The 26,096-nt window shown below is 69.2% G+C and carries 24 protein-coding genes and 1 tRNA gene; 23 read left to right on the top strand and 2 right to left on the bottom strand.

From position 1 onward, the window contains the following. The first annotated feature begins 8 nt into the window (after positions 1-8). Complete coding sequence (locus IM697_RS36635) at positions 9-1,136, top strand: LLM class flavin-dependent oxidoreductase (RefSeq protein ID WP_194040596.1); 1,128 nt, start codon at positions 9-11, stop codon at positions 1,134-1,136. A gap of 226 nt (positions 1,137-1,362) precedes the next feature. Here IM697_RS36635 and IM697_RS36630 read toward each other — a convergent pair whose 3' ends face one another. Together IM697_RS36630 and IM697_RS36625 are read right to left on the bottom strand one after the other, a co-directional pair. Continuing rightward, the gene (locus tag IM697_RS36630) at positions 1,363-1,710 is read right to left on the bottom strand and encodes a chromate transporter (RefSeq protein ID WP_265582687.1); all 348 of its coding nucleotides are present in this window, start codon (positions 1,708-1,710) and stop codon (positions 1,363-1,365) included. A 534-nt stretch (positions 1,711-2,244) separates the two neighbouring features. Continuing rightward, positions 2,245-2,316: transfer RNA gene (locus tag IM697_RS36625), tRNA-Arg, on the bottom strand. Between the two features lie 175 nt (positions 2,317-2,491). On the opposite strand from IM697_RS36625, the gene IM697_RS36620 reads away from it, so the two are divergent. The 22 genes from IM697_RS36620 (at position 2,492) to atpA (ending at position 26,075) form a co-directional block, all read left to right on the top strand. Beyond that, positions 2,492-2,974 carry a response regulator gene (locus tag IM697_RS36620; protein ID WP_407699568.1) on the top strand — a complete coding sequence of 161 codons (483 nt, stop codon included), beginning with the start codon at positions 2,492-2,494 and terminating at the stop codon, positions 2,972-2,974. 211 nt (positions 2,975-3,185) lie between these two features. After that, entirely contained in the window at positions 3,186-4,334 is a 1,149-nt protein-coding gene (nrtL, locus tag IM697_RS36615) for an ArgS-related anticodon-binding protein NrtL (RefSeq protein WP_194040594.1), read from the top strand. 13 nt (positions 4,335-4,347) lie between these two features. Then, positions 4,348-5,739: a diaminopimelate decarboxylase gene (lysA, locus tag IM697_RS36610; protein ID WP_194040592.1), complete on the top strand. Its 1,392-nt coding sequence runs from the start codon at positions 4,348-4,350 to the stop codon at positions 5,737-5,739. Positions 5,740-5,931: 192 nt separating this feature from the next. After that, positions 5,932-7,221 (top strand): homoserine dehydrogenase, encoded by a 1,290-nt coding sequence (locus tag IM697_RS36605; RefSeq protein WP_194050025.1) that lies wholly within the window; start codon positions 5,932-5,934, stop codon positions 7,219-7,221. 6 nt (positions 7,222-7,227) lie between these two features. Then, positions 7,228-8,286 (top strand): threonine synthase, encoded by a 1,059-nt coding sequence (gene thrC, locus IM697_RS36600; protein WP_194040590.1) that lies wholly within the window; start codon positions 7,228-7,230, stop codon positions 8,284-8,286. A 337-nt stretch (positions 8,287-8,623) separates the two neighbouring features. Continuing rightward, the gene (gene thrB, locus IM697_RS36595) at positions 8,624-9,541 is read left to right on the top strand and encodes a homoserine kinase (protein WP_194040588.1); all 918 of its coding nucleotides are present in this window, start codon (positions 8,624-8,626) and stop codon (positions 9,539-9,541) included. 408 nt (positions 9,542-9,949) lie between these two features. Further along, positions 9,950-11,980 (top strand): transcription termination factor Rho, encoded by a 2,031-nt coding sequence (rho, locus tag IM697_RS36590; RefSeq protein ID WP_194040586.1) that lies wholly within the window; start codon positions 9,950-9,952, stop codon positions 11,978-11,980. 298 nt (positions 11,981-12,278) lie between these two features. Then, positions 12,279-13,415, top strand: coding sequence for an LCP family protein (locus IM697_RS36585; protein ID WP_194040584.1), 1,137 nt, complete (start codon positions 12,279-12,281; stop codon positions 13,413-13,415). Between the two features lie 135 nt (positions 13,416-13,550). Further along, positions 13,551-13,775 carry a 50S ribosomal protein L31 gene (gene rpmE, locus IM697_RS36580; RefSeq protein WP_194040582.1) on the top strand — a complete coding sequence of 75 codons (225 nt, stop codon included), beginning with the start codon at positions 13,551-13,553 and terminating at the stop codon, positions 13,773-13,775. A 106-nt stretch (positions 13,776-13,881) separates the two neighbouring features. Further along, a complete protein-coding gene (prfA, locus tag IM697_RS36575) occupies positions 13,882-14,955 on the top strand; it encodes a peptide chain release factor 1 (RefSeq protein ID WP_194040580.1) in 1,074 nt (357 codons plus the stop codon). A 104-nt stretch (positions 14,956-15,059) separates the two neighbouring features. Beyond that, positions 15,060-15,899, top strand: coding sequence for a peptide chain release factor N(5)-glutamine methyltransferase (gene prmC, locus IM697_RS36570; RefSeq protein WP_194040578.1), 840 nt, complete (start codon positions 15,060-15,062; stop codon positions 15,897-15,899). 49 nt (positions 15,900-15,948) lie between these two features. Then, complete coding sequence (locus IM697_RS36565; protein ID WP_194040576.1) at positions 15,949-16,596, top strand: L-threonylcarbamoyladenylate synthase; 648 nt, start codon at positions 15,949-15,951, stop codon at positions 16,594-16,596. Next, positions 16,593-17,273, top strand: coding sequence for an arsenate reductase/protein-tyrosine-phosphatase family protein (locus IM697_RS36560; RefSeq protein ID WP_194040574.1), 681 nt, complete (start codon positions 16,593-16,595; stop codon positions 17,271-17,273). Before IM697_RS36565 ends, IM697_RS36560 begins: the two co-directional genes overlap by 4 nt. 74 nt (positions 17,274-17,347) lie before the next feature. Then, a complete protein-coding gene (locus tag IM697_RS36555) occupies positions 17,348-18,586 on the top strand; it encodes a serine hydroxymethyltransferase (protein ID WP_194040572.1) in 1,239 nt (412 codons plus the stop codon). Between the two features lie 140 nt (positions 18,587-18,726). Then, positions 18,727-20,103, top strand: a complete 1,377-nt coding sequence (locus IM697_RS36550) for an MraY family glycosyltransferase (protein WP_194040570.1) — start codon at positions 18,727-18,729, stop codon at positions 20,101-20,103. Between the two features lie 314 nt (positions 20,104-20,417). Then, complete coding sequence (locus IM697_RS36545; protein ID WP_194040568.1) at positions 20,418-20,753, top strand: hypothetical protein; 336 nt, start codon at positions 20,418-20,420, stop codon at positions 20,751-20,753. A gap of 380 nt (positions 20,754-21,133) precedes the next feature. Next, positions 21,134-21,580, top strand: coding sequence for a Cg1360 family ATP-synthase-associated protein (locus tag IM697_RS36540; protein ID WP_194040566.1), 447 nt, complete (start codon positions 21,134-21,136; stop codon positions 21,578-21,580). Between the two features lie 225 nt (positions 21,581-21,805). After that, entirely contained in the window at positions 21,806-22,633 is an 828-nt protein-coding gene (gene atpB / locus IM697_RS36535; RefSeq protein ID WP_194040564.1) for a F0F1 ATP synthase subunit A, read from the top strand. Between the two features lie 75 nt (positions 22,634-22,708). Continuing rightward, positions 22,709-22,942, top strand: coding sequence for an ATP synthase F0 subunit C (atpE, locus tag IM697_RS36530; RefSeq protein WP_033275524.1), 234 nt, complete (start codon positions 22,709-22,711; stop codon positions 22,940-22,942). Between the two features lie 39 nt (positions 22,943-22,981). Next, a complete protein-coding gene (locus IM697_RS36525; RefSeq protein ID WP_194040562.1) occupies positions 22,982-23,524 on the top strand; it encodes a F0F1 ATP synthase subunit B in 543 nt (180 codons plus the stop codon). Beyond that, positions 23,521-24,336 carry a F0F1 ATP synthase subunit delta gene (locus IM697_RS36520; protein ID WP_194040560.1) on the top strand — a complete coding sequence of 272 codons (816 nt, stop codon included), beginning with the start codon at positions 23,521-23,523 and terminating at the stop codon, positions 24,334-24,336. Before IM697_RS36525 ends, IM697_RS36520 begins: the two co-directional genes overlap by 4 nt. A 131-nt stretch (positions 24,337-24,467) precedes the next feature. Beyond that, entirely contained in the window at positions 24,468-26,075 is a 1,608-nt protein-coding gene (atpA, locus tag IM697_RS36515; protein ID WP_194040558.1) for a F0F1 ATP synthase subunit alpha, read from the top strand. Positions 26,076-26,096 lie beyond the last annotated feature (21 nt).

The following is a 26,096-nucleotide window of genomic DNA, read 5'->3' as shown; positions in this document are numbered from 1 at the left end:
ACCTGATCATGTCCGGCATCCCCCTCGGGGTTCTCGACCTCGTCCCGATCTCGTCCGGCTCCACCGCCGCCGAGGCCCTGCGCAACACCATCGACCTCGCCCAGCAGACCGAGCGGTTCGGCTACACCCGCTACTGGTTCGCCGAACACCACCTCAACCCGGGCGTGGCCGGGACCTCTCCCGCCGTCGTGCTGGCCCTGACCGCCTCCGCGACCTCCACGATCAGAATCGGCTCCGGTGCCGTGCAACTCGGTCACCGCACCGCCCTGTCCACCGTCGAGGAGTTCGGGCTGATCGACGCCCTGCACCCCGGACGACTCGACCTGGGCCTCGGCCGCTCGGGCGGACGCCCCCCAGGACAGACGGCAGAGCCCCGGCCGACCACGACCCCCGTCCTCGACGGGCGCACCCCCAACGGGCTGAAGATCCCGCCAAGGTTCTCTGCTGAACACCTGATCGGTTCGCCGCGTTTCCAGCTCCAGCAGCAGCTGCTGCACCAGCCCGGAGCTCGCCCTCAGGACTACGACGAGCAGGTCGACGACATACTCGCGCTCCTGCGCGGCGACTACCGCTCCGCGGACGGGATCGAAGCACACGCCGTCCCCGGCGAGGGCGCCGAGGTACAGGTATGGATCCTCGGCAGCAGCGGCGGACAAAGTGCCGACGTAGCCGGCCGCAATGGCCTGCGCTTCGCCGCCAACTACCACGTCAGCCCGGCCACCGTACTGGAGGCCGCCGAGGGCTACCGCGCCGCGTTCCAGCCGTCCGACCACCTCGACAAGCCCTACGTCAGCGTCTCCGCCGACGTCGTCGTCGCCGAAGACGACGCGACCGCCCGCGAACTGGCCACCGGCTACGGCCCGTGGGTCCGCAGCATCCGCACCGCCGAGGGCGCCATCCCCTTCCCGACTCCGGAGCAGGCCCGCGCCCACACCTGGACCGAGGCGGACCGGGCACTGGTGGCCGACCGCGTCGACACCCAGTTCGTCGGCTCTCCGGGGTGCGTCGCCGACCAGCTCGAACAACTCCAGGAGGCCACCGGCGCGGACGAGCTGATCATCACCACCATCACCCACGACCACACCGACCGGGTGCGCTCCTACCAACTCCTCGCAGAGGAGTGGCAACGCAGATGAGGTGGTCGCGGCCCGCTTCCTGACGTCGTGCGGCAGCCACATCCCCGGGCACACCTGGGCAGGCAGTCGGGTGGTGGGCCGGGGCCTGCGATCACCGAGTGAGGGCTGATGGGCGCCGCCTTCCCCCGGCAGCCGCTGCCGATGGTCGCGTCTCCGGGCTCCGCCCATGGGCACGCGGCGGTGGCGTACCTCTGCGCGGCTATGAGGGCCGGTCGCCTCCGGTCGCTCACCACAGCGCCGCGAGCCCGGCCGAGGAGAGACCGAGTGCGGCACAGATGCCGAGGGTACGCAGCACGCTCCATCTGAGCGGGAAGATCATGACGAGGGCGGCGAGTGTGATGGCCAGTGCCGCCGGACGGACCGTGGACAGGTCCGGGATCTGGAGGTGCAAGGGGCCCAGGGCTGTCTCGTCGACCGTGGTGAACAGCGTATGCAGCGCGAAGTACACGGCGAGGTTGGCGATGACCCCGACGACGGCCGCAGTGATGCCGGTGAGTGCGGAGGAGACGGAGCGGTTGCCGCGCAGGCGCTCGATGTAGGGGGCGCCGAGGAAGATGAACAGGAAGCAGGGCACGAAGGTGACCCATGTGGTCAGCAGCGCGGCGGCCCAGGGATCGAGGCCGCCGGGGTCACGTTAGGCACCCAGGAACGCGACGAACTGCACCACCATGATCAGCGGACCGGGCGTGGTCTCGGCCAGCGCTGTGATCGCGCTTACCTGCACTTGGCTGAGCATCGCGTGCTGTTACAGGAGTGTCCGCTGTGGGCTGAGTGGTAGATGCTGGATGAAAGAGTAACGACCAACCAGACCGCTTACGTTTCTGTGTGTCGTCAGTCACATCAATGCAGGTCACGCGCGAGGTGCGCGGAAAAGCGGCGCTCTGATGCCCACGGCGAGGTGCGGCCAATATGCGTTGGTAGGCGAGACCATCAAACGCCCCACCGCGGGTCTTTGACCTGCGAAAATCTGCCAGTGGAAGTGGCTATCCACAGCATGTGGAGCGGCATCCGCGTCGAAAAGGACGGCGGTCATAAGACCGTGTGCTTTTTGGCATGCACGCAAAAACTCCCGACCTGTATTTCTGCAGGTCAGGAGCCTTTTCCGGAGTGCCCCCGGCAGGATTCGAACCTGCGCACACGGCTCCGGAGGCCGTTGCTCTATCCCCTGAGCTACGGGGGCGTGTCGGGCGCCTTGCTTGGCGGCGACGGGTAGAACCCTACCAGCTCTGGTGGGGTGTTCATGAACGGGTTTCCGGGGTGGTGGCACCGGGTGCGACCTGGGACGGCCTGCCCGCAGGGGGGTGGAAGTCGGGAAAACCCGGACGCGATGGCCGGTCTCGACCTACGCTCGAGTTGTGCCAGGCGCGTCCGGTCGGGTCCTTGTTGTGGACGACAACAAGGTCATCCGGCAGCTGATCAGGGTCAATCTCGAGCTGGAGGGGCTCGAGGTGGTGACCGCGGCCGATGGTGCCGAGTGTCTGGATGTCGTTCATCAGGTGCGGCCCGATGTCGTCACCCTCGATGTCGTCATGCCGAGGCTCGACGGGCTCCGGACCGCCGCGCGGCTGCGTGCGGACCCGCGCACACGTGATCTTCCCCTCGCCATCATCAGCGCCTGCACCCAGTACGAGGTCGACAGCGGCCTCGACGTCGGCGTCGACGCCTTTCTCGCCAAGCCCTTCGAGCCCGCCGAACTCGTCAGCGTCGTACGGCGGTTGATCGAGGGGAAGCGGGGCGGGGCGGCTGAGGGCGGTGCCGGTGAGGGGCGGGGCGCGGGCGAGGCCGTCGTCGGAGGTGCCCTTGGGGCCGGAGAGGCCGCCGGGAGGGCCGGGGGCTGAGCATCTGATCATCCGCCCTCAGGGCTTCGGACTTTCTCGCGTCAGGCGTCGACCTGTCCCTGCGCCTCAGTCCATACACCTCAGTCCACGCACCTCAGTCCACACACCTCAAGCCAACCGCGTCGGCCTCCACCCCCGTCCACGTCCATATGCCGGACCCCGCCCTAAACCCATTCGCATACCCACCCCCCTCCTCCCATACGCTTGTCCCGTGACCCCCGTCGAGCTCTCCCGTACCGTGCTGTGCGCGGTGCGTCGTGCTGTCGACGAGGGGGAACTGCGGGTCGTCGTGCCGGAGCGGGCCCTGGTGACCGTGCCCGGGCCCGGTGGGTGTGGTGACTACGCCACCAACATCGCCCTCCAGCTCGCCCGGCCGGCCGGGCAGCCGCCCCGACATGTCGCCGAGATCCTCCAGGCCCGCCTCCTCGGTACCGACGGCGTCACCGACGTCGTCATCACCGGGCCCGGCTTCCTCAACATCACTCTCGGCGACACCGCCTCGGTCGCCCTCGTCGAGGAGATCCTGCGGCGCGGCATCCGGTACGGGCATGCCCAGGGCCGCTCCGTGGACCTTCTGCCTCTGGCCTGTCCCCGGGAGGTGCGGGCCGTCGTCGTGATGGACGCCCTCGCCCGGATCCTGCGCTCCCAGGGCGTCGCCGTCCACACCCGCTGCGAGGGCGAGCTCGCGCCTGAGTGGGTCGACATCCTGGGCGTACGTGTCGACGACCAGCCCGCGCGGCCCACGCCGCGGCAGCGGCAGACACCGTCCACCGCTCCGTACCCCGCTGGACCCCGCCACACCCTGCGCCCGCTCCCTGCCCCCGCCGACCCCCTCCCCCTCGGCCGCGACGCCGCCCGCTGGGCCCTGCTTCACCCCGCCGGGCACGACCGGCCCCGTATCGCCGACGAGCATCTCGTCCAGCGCGAGAGCAACCCTCTCTTCCGCGTCCGGTACGCCTACGCCCGCACCCGGGCCCTCAGCCGTAACGCCGCCGACCTGGGATTCGACGCCGAGCCAGGCGACGTACGACAAGATCTACGACAAGACGTTAGACGAGACGTTAGACAAGACGTACGACCCGACGCCCTGCACCACAGCACCACCCACATCACCACCCACCTCGCCGCCCACCCCCGCGTCCTCGCCCAAGCGGCAGCGCACCGCGCCCCCGACCGTCTCGCCCGGCACCTCGTCACCGTCGCCGATGCCGTTCTCCCGCTCCTGCCCGCCGTCCTCCCGCGTGGTGCGGAGAAACCCTCGGCCGCCCACCGTGCCCGGCTCGCTCTTGCCGAAGCCGCCGGGGCGGTGCTGGCCGGTGGCCTGTCCCTGCTCGGCATCGACGCACCCGAACACATCTGAAAGAGCACGCACGATGAGCCGTTCCGCACACCCCGCCGGGCCCCGTCACGCCGATGTCCTCCCCGAGGGGCACTACTCCGCCCCGCCCGCCGACCTCAACAGCCTCGACGCGAAGGTGTGGGCCGAGACCGTCGGCCGTAACTCCGACGGTGTCGTCACCGTCGGCGGGGTCGACGTCAAGGCGCTCGCCGAAGAGCACGGCACCCCCGCCTACATCCTCGACGAGGCGGACTTCCGGTCGCGTGCCCGTGCCTGGCGCGGTGCCTTCGGGGCCGACGCCGACGTCTTCTACGCCGGCAAGGCGTTCCTCTCCCGCGCCGTCGTGCGGTGGCTGCACGAGGAGGGGCTCAACCTCGACGTCTGCTCCGGGGGCGAGCTCGCCACCGCCCTGTCCGCCGGCATGCCCGCCGACCGCATCGCCTTCCACGGCAACAACAAGTCCGTGGACGAGATCAGGCGTGCCATCGACGCCGGTGTCGGGCGGATCGTTCTCGATTCGTTCCAGGAGATCGTGCGGGTCGCCCACATCGCCCAGGAACTCGGCAAGCGGCAGCGCGTCCAGATTCGGATCACCGTCGGCGTCGAAGCGCATACCCATGAGTTCATCGCCACCGCTCACGAGGATCAGAAGTTCGGGATTCCGCTGGCCGGCGGGCAGGCCGCCGAGGCCGTGCGGCGGGCGCTGCGGCTCGACGGGATCGAGCTGATCGGCATCCACTCGCACATCGGGTCGCAGATCTTCGACATGTCCGGCTTCGAAGTCGCCGCCCACCGGGTCGTCGGGCTGCTCAAGGACATTCGTGACGAGCACGGGGTCGAGCTTCCCGAGATCGACCTCGGGGGTGGCCTCGGCATCGCCTACACCAGCGACGACGACCCCCGCGAACCGCACGAGATCGCCAAGGCGCTCACCGAGATCGTCACCCGTGAGTGCGAGGCCGCCAAGCTGCGGACCCCGCGTATCTCCGTCGAGCCGGGGCGCGCCATCGTCGGGCCCACCGCCTTCACGCTCTACGAGGTCGGCACCATCAAGCCGCTCGACGGGCTGCGGACGTACGTCTCCGTCGACGGCGGCATGTCGGACAACATCCGTACGGCGCTGTACGACGCCGAGTACAGCGTCGCGCTCGTGTCCCGGACCAGTGAGGCGGAGCCGATGCTCGCGCGCGTCGTCGGCAAGCACTGCGAGAGTGGGGACATCGTGGTCAAGGACGCCTTCCTGCCCGCCGACCTGGCACCGGGTGACCTCATCGCCGTGCCGGCCACGGGTGCCTACTGCCGGTCCATGGCCAGCAACTACAACCACGTGCTCCGGCCGCCCGTCGTCGCCGTGCACGACGGTGAGTCCCGGGTGATCGTCCGCCGTGAGACGGAGGAGGATCTGCTGCGGCTCGACGTCGGGTGACCCGGAGACCGCAGAGGGACCGCAGAGGGATCGCAGAGGGACCGCAGAAGGACCCGGTGGCGGAAGATCTCCTGTCTGCCGGGGCCGTACAAATGAAATCGATGTCTCACGATCCGGACGAAGGGCAGAAACTTCCGTCCGGTGAGTGAGACTGGTGCAACCGTAGACGGTATGAGGAAACGAGGTCGGATGATGCGTACGCGTCCGCTGAAGGTGGCGCTGCTGGGCTGTGGGGTTGTCGGCTCAGAGGTGGCGCGCATCATGACGACGCACGCCGACGACCTCGCCGCCCGGATCGGGGCTCCCGTGGAGCTCGCGGGGGTGGCCGTACGGCGGCCCTCCAAGGTGCGTGAGGGCATCGACCCGGCCCTCATCACCACCGACGCCACCGCCCTCGTCAAGCGCGGCGACATCGACGTCGTGGTCGAGGTCATCGGGGGCATCGAGCCCGCCCGCACCCTCATCACCACCGCCTTCGAGCACGGCGCCTCCGTCGTCTCCGCCAACAAGGCGCTCCTCGCCCAGGACGGGGCCGCCCTGCACGCGGCGGCGGAGGCCAACGGCAAGGACCTCTACTACGAGGCCGCCGTCGCCGGTGCCATCCCGCTGATCCGGCCGCTGCGCGAGTCCCTCGCCGGCGACAAGGTCAACCGGGTGCTCGGCATCGTCAACGGCACCACCAACTTCATCCTCGACAAGATGGACTCGACCGGGGCCGGGTACCAGGAGGCCCTCGACGAGGCCACCGCCCTGGGGTATGCGGAAGCCGACCCCACCGCCGACGTCGAAGGGTTCGACGCGGCCGCCAAGGCCGCCATCCTCGCCGGTATCGCCTTCCACACGCGTGTGCGCCTCGACGACGTCCACCGCGAGGGCATGACCGAGGTGACCGCGGCCGACTTCGCCTCCGCCAAGGAGATGGGCTGCACCATCAAGCTGCTCGCCATCTGTGAGCGGGCCGAGGACGGGGCGTCGGTCACCGCGCGGGTGCATCCCGCCATGATTCCGCTGACCCATCCGCTCGCCTCCGTGCGCGGTGCGTACAACGCCGTCTTCGTGGAGTCGGACGCCTCCGGGCAGCTCATGTTCTACGGCCCCGGCGCGGGCGGTTCCCCGACCGCCTCCGCCGTGCTCGGCGACCTCGTCGCCGTCTGCCGCAACCGGCTCAGCGGGGCGACGGGGCCCGGCGAGTCGGCGTATGCCGCCCTGCCCGTCTCGCCGATGGGCGACGTCGTCACGCGCTATCACATCAGCCTCGACGTGGCGGACAAACCGGGTGTTCTCGCCCAGGTGGCGACCGTGTTCGCGGAGCACGGTGTCTCGATCGATACGGTTCGCCAGCAGGGCAAGGACGGCGAGGCCTCCCTCGTCGTCGTCACCCACCGTGCGTCCGACGCGGCCCTCGGCGGGACCGTCGAGGCGTTGCGCAAGCTCGACACCGTGCGGGGTGTCGCCAGCATCATGCGGGTTGAAGGAGAGTAACCAGCAATGACCCACCAATGGCGCGGAATCATCGAGGAGTACCGGGACCGGCTGCCCGTCTCCGACACCACGCCGGTCGTGACGCTCCGCGAGGGCGGCACGCCCCTCGTGCCCGCGCAGGTGCTCTCCGAGCGCACGGGCTGCGAGGTCCACCTGAAGGTGGAGGGTGCCAACCCCACCGGGTCCTTCAAGGACCGCGGCATGACCATGGCCATCAGCAGGGCCAAGGAGGAGGGGGCGAAGGCGGTCATCTGCGCCTCCACCGGCAACACCTCCGCCTCCGCCGCCGCTTATGCCGTGCGCGCGGGTATGGTTTCGGCCGTTCTCGTCCCGCAGGGCAAGATCGCGCTCGGCAAGATGGGGCAGGCGCTCGTCCACGGCGCGAAGATCCTCCAGGTCGACGGCAACTTCGACGACTGCCTCACACTCGCCCGTGACCTGAGCGACAACTACCCCGTGGCGCTGGTCAATTCGGTCAATCCGGTGCGGATCGAGGGGCAGAAGACGGCCGCGTTCGAGATCGTGGACATGCTGGGCGACGCCCCCGACATCCACGTCCTTCCGGTGGGCAACGCGGGCAACATCACCGCGTACTGGAAGGGGTACAAGGAGTACGCCGCCGACGGGGTCGCCGCCAAGACCCCCCGCATGTGGGGCTTCCAGGCCTCCGGCTCCGCGCCCATCGTGCGCGGCGAGGTCGTCAAGGACCCGTCGACCATCGCCACCGCCATCCGCATCGGCAACCCGGCCTCCTGGCAGTACGCGCTCGCCGCGCGCGACGAGTCCGGCGGGTTCATCGACGAGGTGACGGACCGTGAAATCCTGCGCGCCTACCGGCTGTTGGCCGCGCAGGAGGGCGTCTTCGTGGAGCCCGCCTCCGCCGCGTCGGTCGCCGGTCTGCTGAAGGCCGCCGAGCAGGGCAAGGTCGACCCGGGCCAGCGCATCGTGTGCACCGTCACCGGCAACGGCCTCAAGGACCCCGACTGGGCCGTCGCCGGCGCCCCGCAGCCGGTCACCGTCCCGGTCGACGCGGCGACGGCGGCCGAGCGGCTCGGGCTGGCGTAGCCGAGCGGCTCGGTCCGGCGCGGGCACGCGACCCTGGCGCCCGGGGCGCCAGCCCCGTCGTACGGGGCTCGTGCTCACGACTAAGAGGGCGCTCACCTGGGGAAGTTCCCTACAGGGGGTGCACAGGGGGCATACGACACGCATCGTGCGCCTCCTGTGCGCCCTATGTCGCCACAGAACCTACCTTCGATAGGCTGTACTGAACCCGCCCGCCGCATATGCCTCCGCACGGGGTGCGGTGCCGCGCCGTCTCCGCGGCCCGGAAGCGGCCCCAGAGGGTCTCGTACGTCATCGAATGTCTTCGACAATCACGCAGCTCAAGGAGAGTCATCGAGCGATGGCCGGTCCAGCGTTCCGCGCCGCCGCCGTGAGGGTGCGCGTCCCCGCCACCAGCGCCAACCTCGGCCCGGGCTTCGACGCCCTCGGCCTGTCGCTGGGGCTCTACGACGACGTCGTCGTCAGGGTGGCCGACTCCGGGCTGCACATCGACATCGCCGGGGAGGGGAGCGAGACGCTCCCACGTGACGAAAACCACCTTCTCGTACGCTCCCTGCGCACCGCCTTCGATCTGCTGGGCGGCCAGCCGCGCGGCCTGGAGATCGTCTGCGCCAACCGCATCCCGCACGGCCGGGGCCTCGGCTCCTCCTCGGCCGCCATCTGCGCCGGCATCGTCGCCGCGCGCGCCGTGACCATAGGCGGCGAGGCCCGGCTCGACGACACGGCCCTGCTCGAGCTCGCCACCGAGATCGAGGGCCACCCCGACAACGTCGCGGCCTGTCTGCTGGGCGGTTTCACCCTGTCCTGGATGGAGGCCGGCGCCGCCCGGGCCATCAGGATGGAGCCCGCCGATTCCATCGTTCCGGTGGTTTTCGTGCCCGGTAAGCCGGTGCTGACGGAGACCGCGCGCGGTCTGCTCCCGCGCACCGTCCCGCATGTCGACGCCGCCACCAACGCGGGCCGTGCCGCGCTGCTCGTCGAGGCCCTCACCAGGCGCCCCGAGCTGCTGCTGCCCGCCACCGAGGACCGACTCCACCAGGAGTACCGCGCGCCCGCCATGCCCGAGAGCGCGGCGCTGGTGGAGCGGCTGCGGGCCGACGGAGTCCCGGCGGTCATCTCGGGCGCGGGACCCACTGTGCTGGCACTGGCCGACGAGGACAGCGCCGACAAGGTCGCCCATCTGGCAGGCGAGGGGTGGGCCGCCAACCGGCTCGACCTCGACGCCCAGGGAGCGAGCGTGCTGCCGCTTGCGACCTGACACACGGTTGCCGGATTTCGAGAGGGGGAATGTTTGTTGGATCCGGTAGTGTTAACCTCAAGTCTGCACCCGACCCCACCATGGCGAGGTGCTTCGTGTCCCCGTCCGGGACAGACATCCTTCCGGGAGCCTCCCAAGCCGCACTGTGTTCCGTAGGACGTACGCGGGCAGTACGTCGTACACGAGCACTGAGCGACTTGCCGGACACGCTCCGGAACCGGCGCGACCGAGCCGAGTGACACAGACACTCAGTGCCACGGTTCTGGGAAGCGTCATCACCAGATATTTCCTCCGCCGCTTTGGCGGACCACCGCCCCGGCACGGTCCACACACCAGGGACCGAAGCCGGACAGCACAACCGGTCGCCGAGCCAGACAGGCCGACGTCCGCTCCAGGGAAGGACCCTTCGTGAGCGACACCACCGATCTGATGGGCGCACGTGTCGAGGAGACCGCTGCCGCGCCCGCCACGGACGCCTCCGCGCCTGCCACCGGTGCCGGCTCCCGGCGGCGCCGCGGTACCGGCCTCGAGGGCATGGTGCTGGCCGAGCTGCAGCAGGTCGCATCCGGCCTCGGCATCAGGGGCACCGCGCGCATGCGCAAGAGCCAGCTGATCGAGGTCATCAAGGAGGCGCAGGCTGGGGGTGCCCCCTCTGGGGGAGCGGGTGCGGCCTCGGCGAAGGCCGAGACCGCCACCGAGACCAAGCCGAAGCGCCGCACCACCTCCCGCGCCCGCACGGGCGACGAGGCCGCCGCCGAGAAGAAGGCGGCGAAGGCCGCTGAGGCTCCCGCCGAGAAGGCCGCGGCCCAGCAGCAGATCGAGATCCCCGGTCAGCCGGCGAGCGACGACGCCCCGGCCGAGCGCCGCCGTCGCCGCGCCACCGCCGACGCGGGCAGCCCCGCGGGCGCGCCCGAGACCATCGCCGCCGAGGCCAAGAACGAGCCCAAGGCCGAGACGCCCGCGCAGCCGCAGGCCCAGCAGGGCGAGGCCAAGGGCGAAGGCAGGAGCGAGGCCAAGGGCGACGCCGGTGAGGGCGGCGAGGGCCGCCGTCGCGACCGCCGTGAGCGCGGCCGGGACCGCGACCGGGACCGCGACCGCCGCAAGGGCGACGACCAGCAGGGCGGCCAGCGCGGCCAGCAGCAGAACCAGCAGCAGGGCGGCGGCCGTCAGGACCGCGGCCAGCGGGCCGATGAGGACGGGGACGACTTCGAGGGCGGCCGCCGTGGCCGTCGCGGGCGTTACCGCGACCGCCGGGGCCGTCGCGGCCGCGACGACGTGCAGGAGCCGCAGATCGCCGAGGACGACGTCCTGATCCCCGTCGCGGGCATCCTGGACATCCTCGACAACTACGCCTTCATCCGTACGTCGGGCTACCTGCCCGGTCCGAACGACGTGTACGTCTCCCTCGCCCAGGTCCGCAAGAACGGCCTGCGCAAGGGCGACCACATCACCGGTGCGGTCCGTCAGCCCAAGGAGGGCGAGCGGCGCGAGAAGTTCAACGCGCTGGTGCGGCTCGACTCCGTCAACGGCATGGCGCCCGAACACGGCCGTGGCCGACCGGAGTTCAACAAGCTCACCCCGCTGTACCCGCAGGACCGGCTCCGCCTGGAGACCGACCCGGGCGTGCTGACCACCCGCATCATCGACCTCGTGTCGCCGATCGGTAAGGGCCAGCGCGGTCTGATCGTGGCCCCGCCGAAGACCGGCAAGACCATGATCATGCAGGCGATCGCCAACGCGATCACCCACAACAACCCCGAGTGCCACCTGATGGTCGTCCTGGTCGACGAGCGTCCGGAAGAGGTCACCGACATGCAGCGGTCGGTCAAGGGCGAGGTCATCTCCTCGACCTTCGACCGCCCGGCCGAGGACCACACCACGGTCGCCGAGCTCGCCATCGAGCGCGCCAAGCGTCTGGTGGAGCTGGGCCACGACGTGGTCGTGCTGCTCGACTCGATCACGCGTCTGGGCCGTGCCTACAACCTGGCGGCGCCCGCCTCCGGCCGCATCCTGTCCGGTGGTGTCGACTCGACCGCGCTGTACCCGCCGAAGCGCTTCTTCGGCGCGGCGCGCAACATCGAGGACGGTGGCTCGCTCACCATCCTGGCGACGGCTCTCGTCGACACCGGGTCCCGCATGGACGAGGTGATCTTCGAGGAGTTCAAGGGCACGGGCAACGCCGAGCTCAAGCTCGACCGGAAGCTCGCCGACAAGCGCATCTTCCCGGCGGTGGACGTCGACGCGTCCGGTACCCGTAAGGAAGAGATCCTGCTGGGCAACGAGGAGCTCGCCATCGTCTGGAAGCTGCGCCGGGTGCTGCACGCGCTCGACCAGCAGCAGGCGATCGAGCTGCTGCTCGACAAGATGAAGCAGACGAAGTCGAACGCCGAGTTCCTGCTTCAGATCCAGAAGACGACGCCGATGCCCAACGGCGACTAGCAGCTCGGGGCCGCGGGAGATCTTTGCCACACCGAGGTCCGGCGGCACCGATGACAAGCAGTACGGCCTCTTCGGCTGAAATCGCAGGTGAGGCCGGTCCACCCGGTATCACCCCGGCGTCACGACTACAGACGGTGCCCATCGCCCGGCAGGCGGTGGGCACCGTCCGTTGTGCAACCCTTTCCCGGGTTTCCCCGTCTGACCGGACGGGGTGACGATGGTGCGGTACGGGTCGTAATCGACCAGGCCTGACCGCGAAAGCAGGGGGTAACCGACCGGACGAGAACCGAGGAGCACAGTGTCCGCCGAGAGCACGCCGGAGCCCGGCATACCGGGTGGGTCCGGCACCAACGGCCCGCGTCACCGCGCCAAGGGCCGCCGCCGCAAGCCCCGTGAGAAGCGCAAGGGGCTGCAGATCATGGCCTGGACGGCCGCCGGGATCGTGGTCCTGGGCGGCACCGGCGCCGGATATCTGTACTTCAAGCTCAACGGCAACCTCAAGAGCGTCGACATCGACCAGGCCCTCGGCACCGACCGGCCCAAGAAGGTCGACAACGGCTCGGAGAACATCCTCGTCCTCGGCTCGGACACCCGCTCCGGCAGCAACAAGGATCTCGGCGGCGGCACCGACGACGGCAGCGCCCGCTCGGACACGGCGATGATCCTGCACATCTACGAGGGCCACAGGAAGGCCAGCGTGGTCTCCATCCCGCGCGACACCCTCATCGACCGCCCCGAGTGCACCGACACCAAGGGCGACACCCACCAGGCCGCGTCCGGCGTGATGTTCAACGAGGCGTACTCCACGGGCGGCGCCGCCTGCACCGTGAAGACGGTCGAGTCCGTCACCGGCATCCGCATGGACCACTACCTGGAGGTCGACTTCTCCGGCTTCCAGAAGCTCATCGACGAGCTCGGCGGCGTCCAGGTCACCACCACCAAGGACATCAACGACCCCGACAGCCACCTCGACCTCGAGGCCGGCCCCCACCGCCTCAACGGCAAGCAGGCCCTGGGCCTGGTCCGCACCCGCCACGGCGTCGGCGACGGCTCCGACCTCGGCCGCATCCAGCTCCAGCAGGCCTTCATCAAGGCGCTGATCGAGCAGGCCAAGGACATCGACCTGTTCGGCAACCCCAAGCGGCTCTACGACCTCGCCGACACCGCCACCAAGACGGTGACCACGGACTCCGACCTGGGCTCGGTCAACCGGCTCATGTCCTTCGCAGACGGCCTCAAGGGCATCAGCTCCAAGAACATGTCCATGGTCACGATGCCGGTCCAGTACGACCCGGCGGACCCGAACCGGGTGATCGTCGCCGAGAAGAAGGCCCAGCAGGTCTGGACGGCCCTGAAGAACGACAAGCCGATCCCCAAGTCGGCCACGCAGGGCACCGCGAAGGGCGATGCCGACGGCGTCGTCAGCGCCGGCTAGCCCCGGGGAATACCTGATGGCAACCCCCGGTTTGGGTGGATGGCACCAGTCCTGGCAGACTGGTACGTCGGCTCCGGTTCACGCCCCCGCATCCCGCGGCGGCGACCCGGCGCCCTCCCGAAACTAGGAGACACCTTGAAGCGCGACATCCACCCCGAGTACGTCGAGACGCAGGTCAGCTGCACCTGTGGCGCGTCGTTCACCACCCGTAGCACGATCACCGGCGGCGCCATCCGTGCCGAGGTCTGCTCCGAGTGCCACCCGTTCTACACGGGCAAGCAGAAGATCCTCGACACCGGTGGCCGTGTGGCCCGCTTCGAGGCCCGCTTCGGCAAGGCTGCTGCCGGCTCCAAGAAGTAGCGAGCTCCAATTCGCCGGTCCACGGCCGCGCCCCTTCCCAGGCGCGCCCGGGACCGGCGTTTTTGGTCGCCCGCCCTTCACAGACGCATTCACACAGGAGCCCAAGATGTTCGAGGCCGTCGAGGAACTGGTCGCTGAGCACACCGACCTGGAGAAGAAGCTCGCCGACCCGTCGGTCTTCGCCGACCAGGCGAACGCGCGCAAGCTCAACAAGCGCTACGCCGAGCTCACCCCGATCGTCGCCACGTACCGCTCCTGGAAGCAGGCCGGCGACGACATCGAGACGGCCCGTGAACTGGGAGCCGACGACCCCGAGTTCGCCGCCGAGGTCAAGGAGCTGGAGAAGCAGCGCGAGGAGCTGACGGAGAAGCTCCGCCTCCTGCTCGTCCCGCGCGACCCCAGCGACGACAAGGACGTCATCCTCGAGATCAAGGCCGGCGCCGGCGGCGACGAGTCCGCGCTCTTCGCCGGCGATCTGCTGCGGATGTACCTGCGCTACGCGGAGCGCGTCGGCTGGAAGACCGAGATCATCGACTCCACCGAGTCCGAACTCGGCGGCTACAAGGACGTCCAGGTCGCGGTGAAGACCAAGGGCGGGCGGACGCCGGAGCCCGGCCAGGGGGTCTGGGCGCGGCTGAAGTACGAGGGCGGTGTGCACCGTGTGCAGCGCGTGCCCGCGACCGAGTCCCAGGGCCGTATCCACACCTCCGCGGCCGGTGTGCTGGTCACGCCGGAGGCCGAGGAGGTCGACGTCGAGATCAACCCGAACGACCTGCGCATCGACGTGTACCGGTCGTCCGGACCGGGCGGCCAGTCCGTGAACACCACCGACTCGGCCGTGCGCATCACGCACATCCCGACCGGAGTCGTCGCCTCCTGCCAGAACGAGAAGAGCCAGCTGCAGAACAAGGAGCAGGCCTTGCGTATCCTGCGCTCCAGGCTGCTCGCCGCGGCGCAGGAGGAGGCCGAGCGGGAGGCGGCCGACGCCCGCCGCAGCCAGGTCCGCACCGTCGACCGCTCCGAGAAGATCCGTACCTACAACTTCCCGGAGAATCGCCTCTCGGACCACCGCGTCGGCTTCAAGGCGTACAACCTGGACCAGGTCCTGGACGGCGACCTCGACGCGGTGATCCAGGCCTGTGTCGACGCGGACTCGGCGGCGAAGCTGGCGGCCGCGTAAGGGCGCAGAGGTAGCAGAGGCAAGGGACGTACGCACGTACGAGTACGACACGGAGGACTTGCGTGCAGCAATACATTGGGGGGCGAACCCCGAGCCCTCGCAGCGTGCTGCTCGCGGAGGTGGCCCAGGCCACCCAGCGGCTGGCGGACGCCGGCGTGCCCTCGCCGCGCAACGACGCGGAGGAGCTCGCCGCGTTCGTGCACGGTGTGAAGCGGGGCGAGCTGCACTCCGTGAAGGACGCGGACTTCGACGCCCGGTACTGGGAGGTCATCGCCCGGCGTGAGCAGCGCGAGCCGCTGCAGCACATCACCGGGCGGGCGTACTTCCGCTATCTCGAACTCCAAGTCGGGCCGGGGGTGTTCGTGCCCCGCCCCGAGACCGAGTCGGTGGTCGGCTGGGCCATAGACGCCGTACGCGCGATGGACGTCGTCGAGCCCTGCATCGTCGACCTGTGCACCGGCTCCGGCGCCATCGCGCTCGCCCTCGCCCAGGAGGTCCCGCGCTCCCGCGTGCACGCCGTGGAGCTGTCCGAGGACGCCCTGCACTGGACCCGCAAGAACGTGGCGGGCTCCCGTGTCGACCTGCGGCAGGGCAACGCGCTGGACGCCTTCCGCGACCTCGACGGCCAGGTCGACCTGGTCATCTCCAATCCGCCCTACATCCCGCTCACCGAATGGGAGTACGTCGCTCCCGAGGCGCGGGACTACGATCCCGAACTCGCCCTGTTCTCCGGCGAGGACGGCCTCGACCTCATCCGCGGTCTGGAACGGACCGCACACCGTCTGCTGCGCCCCGGCGGCGTCGTCGTCATCGAGCACGCCGACACCCAGGGCGGCCAGGTGCCGTGGATCTTCACCGAGGAGCGGGGCTGGGCCGACGCGGCGGACCACCCCGACCTCAACAACCGCCCCAGGTTCGCCACGGCCCGCAAGGCGCTGCCGTGAGCACCCCCAAGCCCTTTCAGATGTACGTGTACGAGGAGGCCCGCTAGATATGGCACGGCGATACGACACCAACGACGCGACCGACCGCACGACCGGTCTGCGTGAGGCCGCGTCCGCCGTCCGCCGTGGCGAGCTCGTGGTCCTTCCGACCGACACGGTGTACGGCATCGGCGCCGACGCGTTCTCCAAGGAGGCCGTGGGCGATCTGCTGGAGGCCAAGGGGCGCGGCCGCAGCATGCCCACCCCGGTTCTGATCGGCTCCCCGAACACGCTCCACGGTCTCGTCACCGACTTCTCCGAGCTGGCCTGGGAGCTGGTGGACGCCTTCTGGCCGGGCGCGCTGACGCTGGTCGCCAAGCACCAGCCGTCGCTGCAGTGGGACCTGGGGGACACCCGGGGCACGGTTGCCGTGCGCATGCCACTGCACCCGGTGGCGATCGAGCTGCTGACGGAGGTCGGCCCGATGGGCGTGTCCTCGGCGAACCTCACCGGGCACCCGGCGCCGGAGGACTGCGACGCCGCGCAGGAGATGCTCGGCGACTCGGTCTCGGTCTACCTGGACGGCGGCCCGACCCCCGGCAACGTCCCGTCCTCCATCGTCGACGTCACCCGCGAGGTGCCCCTGCTGCTGCGCGCCGGTGCCATCTCGGCGGAGGAACTGCGCAAGGTCGTACCCGACCTCGAGGTGGCCAATTGACAGCCCCTGAAGCGGGGCGTGGCATAGGCAACGGGGAAAGCGCGGCAGAGATCACGACGACCTTCGTGGGACTCCCGCGCGACAGCTTCCGCATCCTCCACGTCAGCACCGGCAACGTGTGCCGCTCACCGATCACCGAGCGGCTGACCCGTCATTTCGTGACGCAGCGGCTCGGGGTGCTCGGCGGCGGGCTGATCGTGGAGAGCGCGGGCACCTGGGGCCATGAGGGCGCGCCCATGGAATCCAACGCGGAGACGGTCCTCGCCGACTTCGGCGCGGACGCCTCCGGCTTCGTCGGCCGCGAGCTCCTCGACGAGCACGTCATCATGGCCGACCTAGTCCTCACGGCCACCCGCGACCATCGCGCCCAGGTCATCTCCATGGGCCATTCGGCGGGCCTGCGCACCTTCACCCTGAAGGAGTTCACCCGTCTGGTCCGTGCCATAGACCCCACGACCCTGCCGCCCCTGGAGGACGGCGTGGTCCACCGGGCACGCGCCCTGGTCCGCGCGGCGGCGGCTCTACGCGGGTGGCTTCTGGCGCCCACGGCGGAGGCGGACGAGGTGTACGACCCGTACGGGGCGCCGCTCACGTTCTTCCGGTCGGTGGGGGACGAGATACACGAGGCGCTCGATCCGGTCGTCACCGCGCTCACGGGAGTTCCCGCGAGGACGTGACAACGCCGGGCGTCCCTGACGTCGCGGGCCTACATTGGACGTACGTCACCGTCGACGCACGCCCGGAGCGCACTATGTCGGTCACCCATACCCTCGAGGCCGATGTCCTGCGGCGGCAGGACCCCCAGCTCGCCGACATCCTGCTCGGGGAGCTCGACCGGCAGTCGACGACGCTTCAGCTCGTCGCCGCGGAGAACTTCACCTCGCCGGCGGTGCTGGCGGCGCTCGGGTCGTCGCTGGCCAACAAGTACGCGGAAGGGTATCCGGGCGCCCGGTACCACGGCGGCTGCGAGATGGTCGACGTCGCCGAACGGCTCGCCGTGGAGCGGGCCAAGGCGCTGTTCGGCGCCGAGCACGCCAACGTCCAGTCGCACTCGGGGTCTTCTGCCGTCCTCGCCGCCTACGCCGCCCTGCTGCGCCCCGGCGACACCGTCCTCGCCCTCGGGCTGCCGTACGGCGGACACCTCACGCACGGCTCGCCCGCCAACTTCTCGGGCCGCTGGTTCGACTTCGTCGGCTACGGCGTGGACGCCGAGACCGGGCTCCTCGACTACGACCAGGTGCGCACGCTCGCCCGCAACCACCGGCCCAAGGCCCTGGTGTGCGGGTCCATCGCCTATCCGCGGCACATCGACTACGCCCTCTTCCGCGACATCGCCGACGAGGTGGGCGCCTATCTCATCGCCGACGCCGCCCACCCCATGGGGCTCGTCGCCGGGGGAGCGGCGCCCAGTCCGGTGCCGTACGCCGATGTCGTGTGCGCCACCACCCACAAGGTGCTGCGCGGTCCGCGCGGCGGGATGCTGCTGTGCGGGTCCGATCTCGCCGAGCGCGTCGATCGCGCCGTCTTCCCCTTCACCCAGGGCGGCGCCCAGATGCACACCATCGCCGCCAAGGCCGTCGCCTTCGGTGAGGCGTCGACTCCGGCGTTCGCCGTGTACGCCCATCAGGTGGTCGCGAACGCCAGGACGCTCGCGGCCCACCTGGCCGAGGAGGGCCTCGTCGTCACCACCGGCGGCACCGACACCCACCTGATCACCGCCGACCCGGCGCCCCTCGGCGTCGACGGCCGCGAGGCGCGCGGGCGGCTCGCGGCGGCCGGGATCGTGCTGGACTGCTGCGCGCTGCCGCACGGTGACGCCCGTGGTCTGCGCCTCGGTACGGCGGCCGTGACCACCCAGGGCATGGGGGAGGAGGAGATGGTCTGGCTCGCCGCGACGCTGGCGCGGGTGCTCAGGGGTGAGACCGAAAGCCAGAAGGTCCGTGAAGAAGTGCGGGAGCTCACCGGTAGATTTCCGCCGTATCCCGGCTGAGGCGGGGTAGGCGCCACTGAGCACACAGCCACGCATGCAACCATCGTCGCTACCCGGAAGTCCCCACACATATGCGTCGCGTATGCGTCCATCGCTAGTGTGTGGGGCTGAGATGGCCAGCGAGACTTGTGGGGAAGCCTGTGCGTGAATACCTGCTGACGCTCTGCATCACGGCCGCGGTGACGTATCTGCTGACAGGGCCGGTGCGTAAGTTCGCGATCGTGGCCGGAGCGATGCCGGAGATCCGGGCCCGTGACGTGCACCGGGAACCCACTCCGCGGCTCGGCGGTATCGCGATGTTCTTCGGCCTGTGCGCGGGCCTGCTGGTCGCCGACCACCTCACCAACCTCAGTACCGTCTTCGAGAACTCCAACGAACCGCGGGCGCTGCTCTCCGGAGCGGCGCTCATCTGGCTGATCGGCGTCCTCGACGACAAGTTCGAGATCGACGCCCTGATCAAGCTGGGCGGCCAGATGATCGCCGCCGGCGTGATGGTCATGCAGGGTCTGACGATCCTGTGGCTGCCCATCCCGGGCCTCGGCAACGTGGCGCTGACCCAGTGGCAGGGCACCCTGCTGACGGTCGCCCTGGTCGTCATCACCATCAACGCGGTCAACTTCGTCGACGGCCTGGACGGCCTCGCGGCCGGCATGGTCTGCATCGCCTCGGCCGCGTTCTTCCTGTACGCCTACCGGGTCTGGGTGTCGTACGGCATCGAGGCCGCCGCCCCGGCGACCCTGTTCGCGGCGATCCTGATGGGCATGTGCCTGGGCTTCCTGCCGCACAACATGCACCCGGCGCGGATCTTCATGGGCGACTCCGGCTCGATGCTGATCGGCCTGGTGCTCGCCGCGGGCGCGATCTCCATCACGGGGCAGGTCGACCCGGACGCGCTGAAGCTGTTCGCCGGCTCCGAGAAGGAGGCCGTGCACCAGACGGTGCCCGTCTACATCCCCCTCCTGCTGCCGCTGACGATCATCGCGATCCCGGCCGCCGACCTGATCCTGGCGATCGTGCGGCGCACCTGGCGCGGCCAGTCCCCGTTCGCCGCCGACCGCGGCCACCTGCACCACCGCCTGCTGGAGATCGGCCACTCGCACAGCCGCGCGGTGCTCATCATGTACTTCTGGTCGGCGCTGATCGCCTTCGGCGCCCTCGCCTACTCGGTGAACTCGGCGTCCATGTGGATCGTGCTCGGCGTGGTGTTCCTCAGCGCCATCGGCCTGGTCCTGCTCCTGCTCCCGCGCTTCACACCGCGCGCCCCGCGCTGGGCCGAGCACTTCGTGCCGCCGCGCTACCGCCGCGGCGCCGCCGCCACGGCGTCCGGACCGGTCGCCGCCCCCGCGGTTCCCATTGCGGAGGAGCCTCGTACTCCGGTTGCCGCCGGCGCGCGGAGCGCCAACGGCGCTACGGCGCTCAGCGCGCCTTCACGCCGCCTGGACACCGACAAGGCCGGAGCGGGCGGCCATGGCCTGGTGGGCCGCACCCCGGCCTACCGGCGAAGCAATCGCTCGTAAGTCGGGCTTGTGGGCGGCGCCTATTCGCGCCGCCCAGGTTGGCTGAAACGTTCCTTCTGTGACTCTCGAGGCGGCCGATACGGGCCGTGATCGCACCCATGATCAGGCATGTTCCCCAATGTGAACGGGTTGTCTCGTGTCCCCCGCTATGACACGCAAGCACGGAATGAGCCATTCCGTCAGGGGATTGGGCGTCTGAGCAGTACATATGCGTTTGTGGCGGCTGGTGAGAATGATCTAAGTTCTCGCTCGGAGGCGACGCGTTCATGACCAGGACGCTTCGAGTCGCCTGCAAACAGTGAAACGGAGGAAACATGCGTAGGTTCGTCAGCGGGTTCGCCGCGGCGGTGGCGTTGAGTGGTTCACTCGGCCTCGTGGGCGCGACTCAGGCGGTGGCCGGCCCGCAGTTCGCGGAGGCCGCGCAGTCCACTCGGGCTGCCAACTGCGTCAAGATGCTCGACCGTTACAACCAGCGGCTCAACCGGTACATCAAGGTCAAGAACTCCTGTGCCCGGAAGGCGTGCTTCAGTGTCACGGTGGCCGCGCGCCGTGACCCGGAGTTCAGCATCGGTGCCAACAAGACGCAGAGCTTCCGCTACGGCGGAGCCTTCTGGACCGAGGCGACCGGCATCAAGAACATAAGCTGCTGAATCAGCGGACTATAGTCCTGTGCCCCGGCGGGAAGCGTGTCCCGCCGGGGCACAGGCGTGTTTGCCGGAGCAGGGGGTCGTACCTGAAGGTAAGAATCTGACTAGAGCATTGCCAAGTCATGGGGGAGCGAAGCACCCCAATACCAGACAAGGCGACCACGATTCTGCACAGACGCGCATCTTCACTCTCATGTGTGACGCCGAGCACATCCTCCAGGTAAAGACCTCATCAAATAGTTTGTGATACGGTTCACGAGAACCCGGGACAGAGCCGAAGGACCGAAGTGCGACGGTCCACCGGCGTGAGGTTCTCTCTCTGTCCGGGACTACGCTCGTCCATGACGACACCCTGCCCCCACCGTGAAAGCGGAGTTGCCGCCATGCCGTCCAATGACGCCCGCACCCTGCTCCAGGCCGCTGTGCCCACAGCCGTCGCCGGCGCTGTCGCCGCCGTCGTCAGTGGCGTGGTCGCCGGTGGCAAGGGGACGATCGGGGCAGTCGTCGCGACGGCGGTCGTGATCCTTTTCATGGGACTCGGTCTCTACATCCTTCAGCGCACTGCCAAATCGCTTCCGCATCTGTTCCAGGCCATGGGTCTGATGCTGTACGCCGCGCAGATCCTGCTGCTGTTCATCTTCATGGCCGCGTTCAAGAACACGACGCTGTTCAACCCCCGGGCCTTCGCTTTCACGCTGCTCGCGGCCACGCTCGTGTGGATCGCCATGCAGACGCGCGCCCACATGAAGGCCAAGATCCTCTACGTGGAACCCGATTCGGACGCCTCCTCGAAGGGCGGCACGTCCGAAAAGACGGGGCACTCGTCGTGAGAGGTAGGGGCGGGATAAAGGCGCTGAAGAGATCCTGCTATCGTCCGGTGCCAACTGCGGCATCGCGGGCGCGGGCATCTGAGCTGACGCCTGCTCAATCGCGAGGCGAGATGCCCCACAGCCGCCCCCATATCCGTAACACCAGTCCCGTGCCGAACCGCGGCTGCGCGCCGCGCCGACACAACGAGGTTGCCGTATCCATGCGCCACGCTGAAGGAGCCCGCGGTGAGTGCTGACCCGACGCAGGTGCTCGCCTTCGACACCAACTGCCACCTCTTCGACGGATGTGGCTTCACCGAAGTGTCCCCGGGCCTGCACTCGTTCCTGTTCCAGCCCCTGTGGGGTGACGGTGACAGCAACCTGTACTTCAACAAGACGATGCTGCTGGCGCTGCTCGGCTCGGTCATCATCATCGGGTTCTTCTGGGCGGCCTTCCGCAAGCCGCAGGTCGTCCCCGGCAAGCTGCAGATGGTCGCCGAGGCGGGTTACGACTTCATCCGGCGCGGTGTCGTCTACGAGACCATCGGTAAGAAGGAAGGCGAGAAGTACGTCCCGCTCGTCGTCTCGCTCTTCTTCTTCGTCTGGATGATGAACCTCTGGTCGATCATCCCGGTCGCCCAGTTCCCGGTGACGGCGATCATCTCCTACCCGCTGGTCCTGGCCGTGATCGTCTACATCACGTGGGTGTCGCTGACCTTCAAGCGACAGGGCTTCGTCGGCTTCTGGAAGAACGTCACCGGTTACGACAAGACGCTCGGCGCGGTGCTGCCGCTGTCGATGACGATCGAGCTCTTCTCGAACCTGCTGATCCGGCCGTTCACCCACGCCGTGCGACTCTTCGCGAACATGTTCGCCGGGCACACCCTGCTGCTGCTCTTCACGATCGCCAGCTGGTACATGCTGAACGGCCTCGGCATCGCCTACGCGGGCGTCTCGTTCGTGATGGTCATCGTGATGACCGCCTTCGAGCTGTTCATCCAGGCCCTGCAGGCGTACGTCTTCGTCCTGCTGACGTGCACCTACATCCAGGGCGCGCTCGCCGAGCACCACTGAGCCACCGCCCTCTCACCTCCACAGACCGTCCGGTGGTCAACCCCCACCGGTCCGTTAAGAAAAGGAAGAACTGGCATGTCCCAGACCCTTGCCGCCGTTACCGGCTCGCTCGGCTCCATCGGTTACGGCCTCGCTGCCATTGGCCCCGGCGTCGGCGTCGGCATCATCTTCGGTAACGGCACCCAGGCTCTTGCCCGTCAGCCCGAGGCCGCCGGCCTGATCCGTGCCAACCAGATCCTCGGCTTCGCCTTCTGTGAGGCGCTCGCCCTGATCGGTCTGGTTATGCCGTTCGTCTACGGCTACAACTAAACCGCCGCCGGACCAGCCGACTAGACGAAAGGCACTCACATGAGCAACCTGCTCATCGCGGCGAGCGAGGGGGAGAACCCTCTCGTCCCGCCGATCCCCGAGCTCGTCATCGGCCTGATCGCCTTCGCCATCGTCTTCGGCTTCCTCGCCAAGAAGCTCCTCCCGAACATCAACAAGGTTCTGGAAGAGCGCCGCGAGGCCATCGAGGGCGGTATCGAGAAGGCCGAGGCCGCCCAGACCGAGGCCCAGAGCGTTCTGGAGCAGTACAAGGCCCAGCTCGCCGAGGCCCGACACGAGGCCGCGCGTCTGCGCCAGGAGGCGCAGGAGCAGGGCGCCGCGCTCATCGCCGAGATGCGTGCGGAAGGCCAGCGGCAGCGTGAGGAGATCGTCGCCGCCGGTCACGCCCAGATCGAGGCCGACCGCAAGGCCGCCGCGTCCGCGCTGCGCCAGGACGTCGGTCAGCTCGCCACCGAACTGGCCGGCAAGCTGGTCGGCGAGTCCCTCGAGGACCACGCCCGGCAGAGCCGCGTCATCGACCGCTTCCTCGACGAGCTCGAGGAGAAGGCCGAGGCCGGACGATGAACGGAGCGAGCCGCGAGGCCCTGGCAGCCGCACGCGAGCGACTCGACGCGCTGACGGACAACACGTCCGTGGACGCCGGACGGCTCGCCGACGAGCTGGCCGCCGTCACCGCGCTGCTCGACCGCGAGGTGTCGCTGCGTCGGGTCCTGACCGACCCGGCGCAGGCCGGTGAGGCCAAGGCCGATCTGGCCCAGCGCCTGCTCGGCGGTCAGGTCGGCGGCGAGGCCGCTGACCTGCTGGCCGGCATGGTGCGCTCCCGCTGGTCGCAGTCCCGCGACCTGGTGGACGCACTGGAGGAGCTGGCGGACACCGCCGACCTCACCGCCGCGCAGAAGGCCGGCCAGCTCGACGACGTGGAGGACGAGCTGTTCCGGTTCGGCCGGATCGTCTCCTCCAGCACCGAGCTGCGCGCCGCGCTCACCGACCGCGCCGCCACCACCTCGGCCAAGAGCGAGCTGCTGCGCAGCCTGCTGGGCGGCCGGGCCAAGGCGACCACCGAGCGTCTGGTGACGCGTCTTGTGACCGCGCCGCGCGGACGTAGCCTGGAGTCGGGACTGGAGTCCCTGTCCAAGCTCGCCGCCGAGCGCCGGGACCGCATGGTGGCCGTGGTCACCTCCGCGGTGCCGCTGAGCGACGGGCAGAGGCAGCGCCTGGGCGCGGCCCTCGCCAAGCTCTACGGCCGCAAGATGCACCTCAACCTGGACGTGGACCCCGAGGTCGTCGGCGGTATCCGGGTGCAGGTCGGTGACGAGGTCATCAACGGCTCCCTCGCGGACCGCATCGAGGACGCCGGCCGCCGCATGGCGAGCTAGCAGCAACTTCATAGCAGTACGTACTTACGACGGCCCATGTTGGGCCGTGCAGAGGATTCACCTCGTTCAGGGGGGAGTCCCCATCCCCCCAAGTGAAACTTCGGGCCCAACAAGGAGAGCAGGGAACCCAGATGGCGGAGCTCACGATCCGGCCGGAGGAGATCCGGGACGCGCTGGAGAACTTTGTCCAGTCGTACAAGCCGGACGCGGCCTCGCGCGAGGAGGTCGGTACGGTCACCCTTGCCGGCGACGGCATCGCGAAGGTCGAGGGTCTGCCCTCGGCCATGGCCAACGAACTGCTGAAGTTCGAGGACGGCACCCTCGGCCTCGCCCTCAACCTCGAGGAGCGCGAGATCGGTGCCATCGTCCTCGGTGAGTTCAGCGGCATCGAGGAGGGTCAGCCGGTGCAGCGCACCGGTGAGGTGCTCTCCGTGGCCGTCGGCGAGGGCTACCTCGGCCGCGTCGTCGACCCGCTCGGCAACCCGATCGACGGCCTCGGCGAGATCGAGACCAGCGGTCGTCGCGCCCTTGAGCTGCAGGCCCCCACGGTCATGCAGCGCAAGTCGGTGCACGAGCCGATGGAGACCGGCTACAAGGCCGTCGACGCGATGACCCCGATCGGCCGTGGCCAGCGTCAGCTGATCATCGGTGACCGTCAGACCGGCAAGACCGCGCTGGCCGTCGACACGATCATCAACCAGCGCGACAACTGGCGCTCGGGCGACCCGAAGAAGCAGGTCCGCTGCATTTACGTCGCCATCGGCCAGAAGGGCTCGACCATCGCGTCGGTCCGCCGCGCGCTGGAGGAGAACGGCGCGCTGGAGTACACGACCATCGTCGCCGCCCCGGCGTCCGACCCGGCCGGCTTCAAGTACCTGGCGCCGTACACCGGTTCGGCCATCGGCCAGCAGTGGATGTACGAGGGCAAGCACGTCCTCATCATCTTCGACGACCTCTCGAAGCAGGCCGACGCCTACCGCGCCGTGTCCCTGCTGCTGCGCCGCCCGCCGGGCCGTGAGGCCTACCCGGGTGACGTCTTCTACCTGCACTCCCGTCTCCTCGAGCGCTGCGCCAAGCTCTCCGACGACATGGGTGCCGGCTCGATGACCGGTCTGCCGATCGTCGAGACCAAGGCCAACGACGTCTCGGCGTTCATCCCGACCAACGTCATCTCCATCACCGACGGCCAGTGCTTCCTGGAGTCGGACCTGTTCAACGCCGGTCAGCGCCCCGCGCTGAACGTCGGTATCTCCGTCTCCCGAGTCGGTGGTTCCGCGCAGCACAAGGCGATGAAGCAGGTCTCGGGTCGTCTCCGCGTGGACCTCGCCCAGTTCCGTGAGCTGGAGGCGTTCGCCGCCTTCGGTTCCGACCTGGACGCCGCGTCGAAGGCGCAGCTGGAGCGCGGTCAGCGCATGGTCGAGCTGCTGAAGCAGGCCCAGTACGAGCCGATGTCCACCGAGGACCAGGTCGTCTCCGTGTGGGCCGGCACCACCGGCAAGATGGACGACGTGCCGGTCGGCGACATCCGCCGCTTCGAGAAGGAGCTGCTCGAGTACCTGCACCGCAAGGAGCAGGGCCTCATGACCTCCATCAAGGAGGGCGGCAAGATGTCGGACGACACCCTGACCGCCGTCGCCGACGCCATCGCGGAGTTCAAGAAGCAGTTCGAGACCGCGGACGGCAAGCTGCTCGGCGAAGAGGCTCCGGCCGCCCCGAAGGCGACCAGCGCCTCCAAGTGACGTAAGGAAGGGACCTGACTC

Source organism: Streptomyces ferrugineus (assembly GCF_015160855.1).
Classification (GTDB): Bacteria; Actinomycetota; Actinomycetes; order Streptomycetales; family Streptomycetaceae; genus Streptomyces; species Streptomyces ferrugineus.
Note: the sequence above shows the minus strand (reverse complement) of the source record. Positions and strands in the feature narration are given on the sequence as shown.

Coding starts and splice junctions, on each gene's coding strand:
- IM697_RS36635 (WP_194040596.1), top strand. CDS start 9: ATGTCCGGCATCCCCCTCGGGGTTCTCGACCTCGTCCCGATCTCGTCC.
- lysA (WP_194040592.1), top strand. CDS start 4,348: ATGAGCCGTTCCGCACACCCCGCCGGGCCCCGTCACGCCGATGTCCTC.
- IM697_RS36605 (WP_194050025.1), top strand. CDS start 5,932: ATGCGTACGCGTCCGCTGAAGGTGGCGCTGCTGGGCTGTGGGGTTGTC.
- thrC (WP_194040590.1), top strand. CDS start 7,228: ATGACCCACCAATGGCGCGGAATCATCGAGGAGTACCGGGACCGGCTG.
- thrB (WP_194040588.1), top strand. CDS start 8,624: ATGGCCGGTCCAGCGTTCCGCGCCGCCGCCGTGAGGGTGCGCGTCCCC.
- prfA (WP_194040580.1), top strand. CDS start 13,882: ATGTTCGAGGCCGTCGAGGAACTGGTCGCTGAGCACACCGACCTGGAG.
- IM697_RS36565 (WP_194040576.1), top strand. CDS start 15,949: ATGGCACGGCGATACGACACCAACGACGCGACCGACCGCACGACCGGT.
- IM697_RS36555 (WP_194040572.1), top strand. CDS start 17,348: ATGTCGGTCACCCATACCCTCGAGGCCGATGTCCTGCGGCGGCAGGAC.
- IM697_RS36545 (WP_194040568.1), top strand. CDS start 20,418: ATGCGTAGGTTCGTCAGCGGGTTCGCCGCGGCGGTGGCGTTGAGTGGT.
- IM697_RS36540 (WP_194040566.1), top strand. CDS start 21,134: ATGCCGTCCAATGACGCCCGCACCCTGCTCCAGGCCGCTGTGCCCACA.
- atpE (WP_033275524.1), top strand. CDS start 22,709: ATGTCCCAGACCCTTGCCGCCGTTACCGGCTCGCTCGGCTCCATCGGT.
- IM697_RS36525 (WP_194040562.1), top strand. CDS start 22,982: ATGAGCAACCTGCTCATCGCGGCGAGCGAGGGGGAGAACCCTCTCGTC.
- IM697_RS36520 (WP_194040560.1), top strand. CDS start 23,521: ATGAACGGAGCGAGCCGCGAGGCCCTGGCAGCCGCACGCGAGCGACTC.
- atpA (WP_194040558.1), top strand. CDS start 24,468: ATGGCGGAGCTCACGATCCGGCCGGAGGAGATCCGGGACGCGCTGGAG.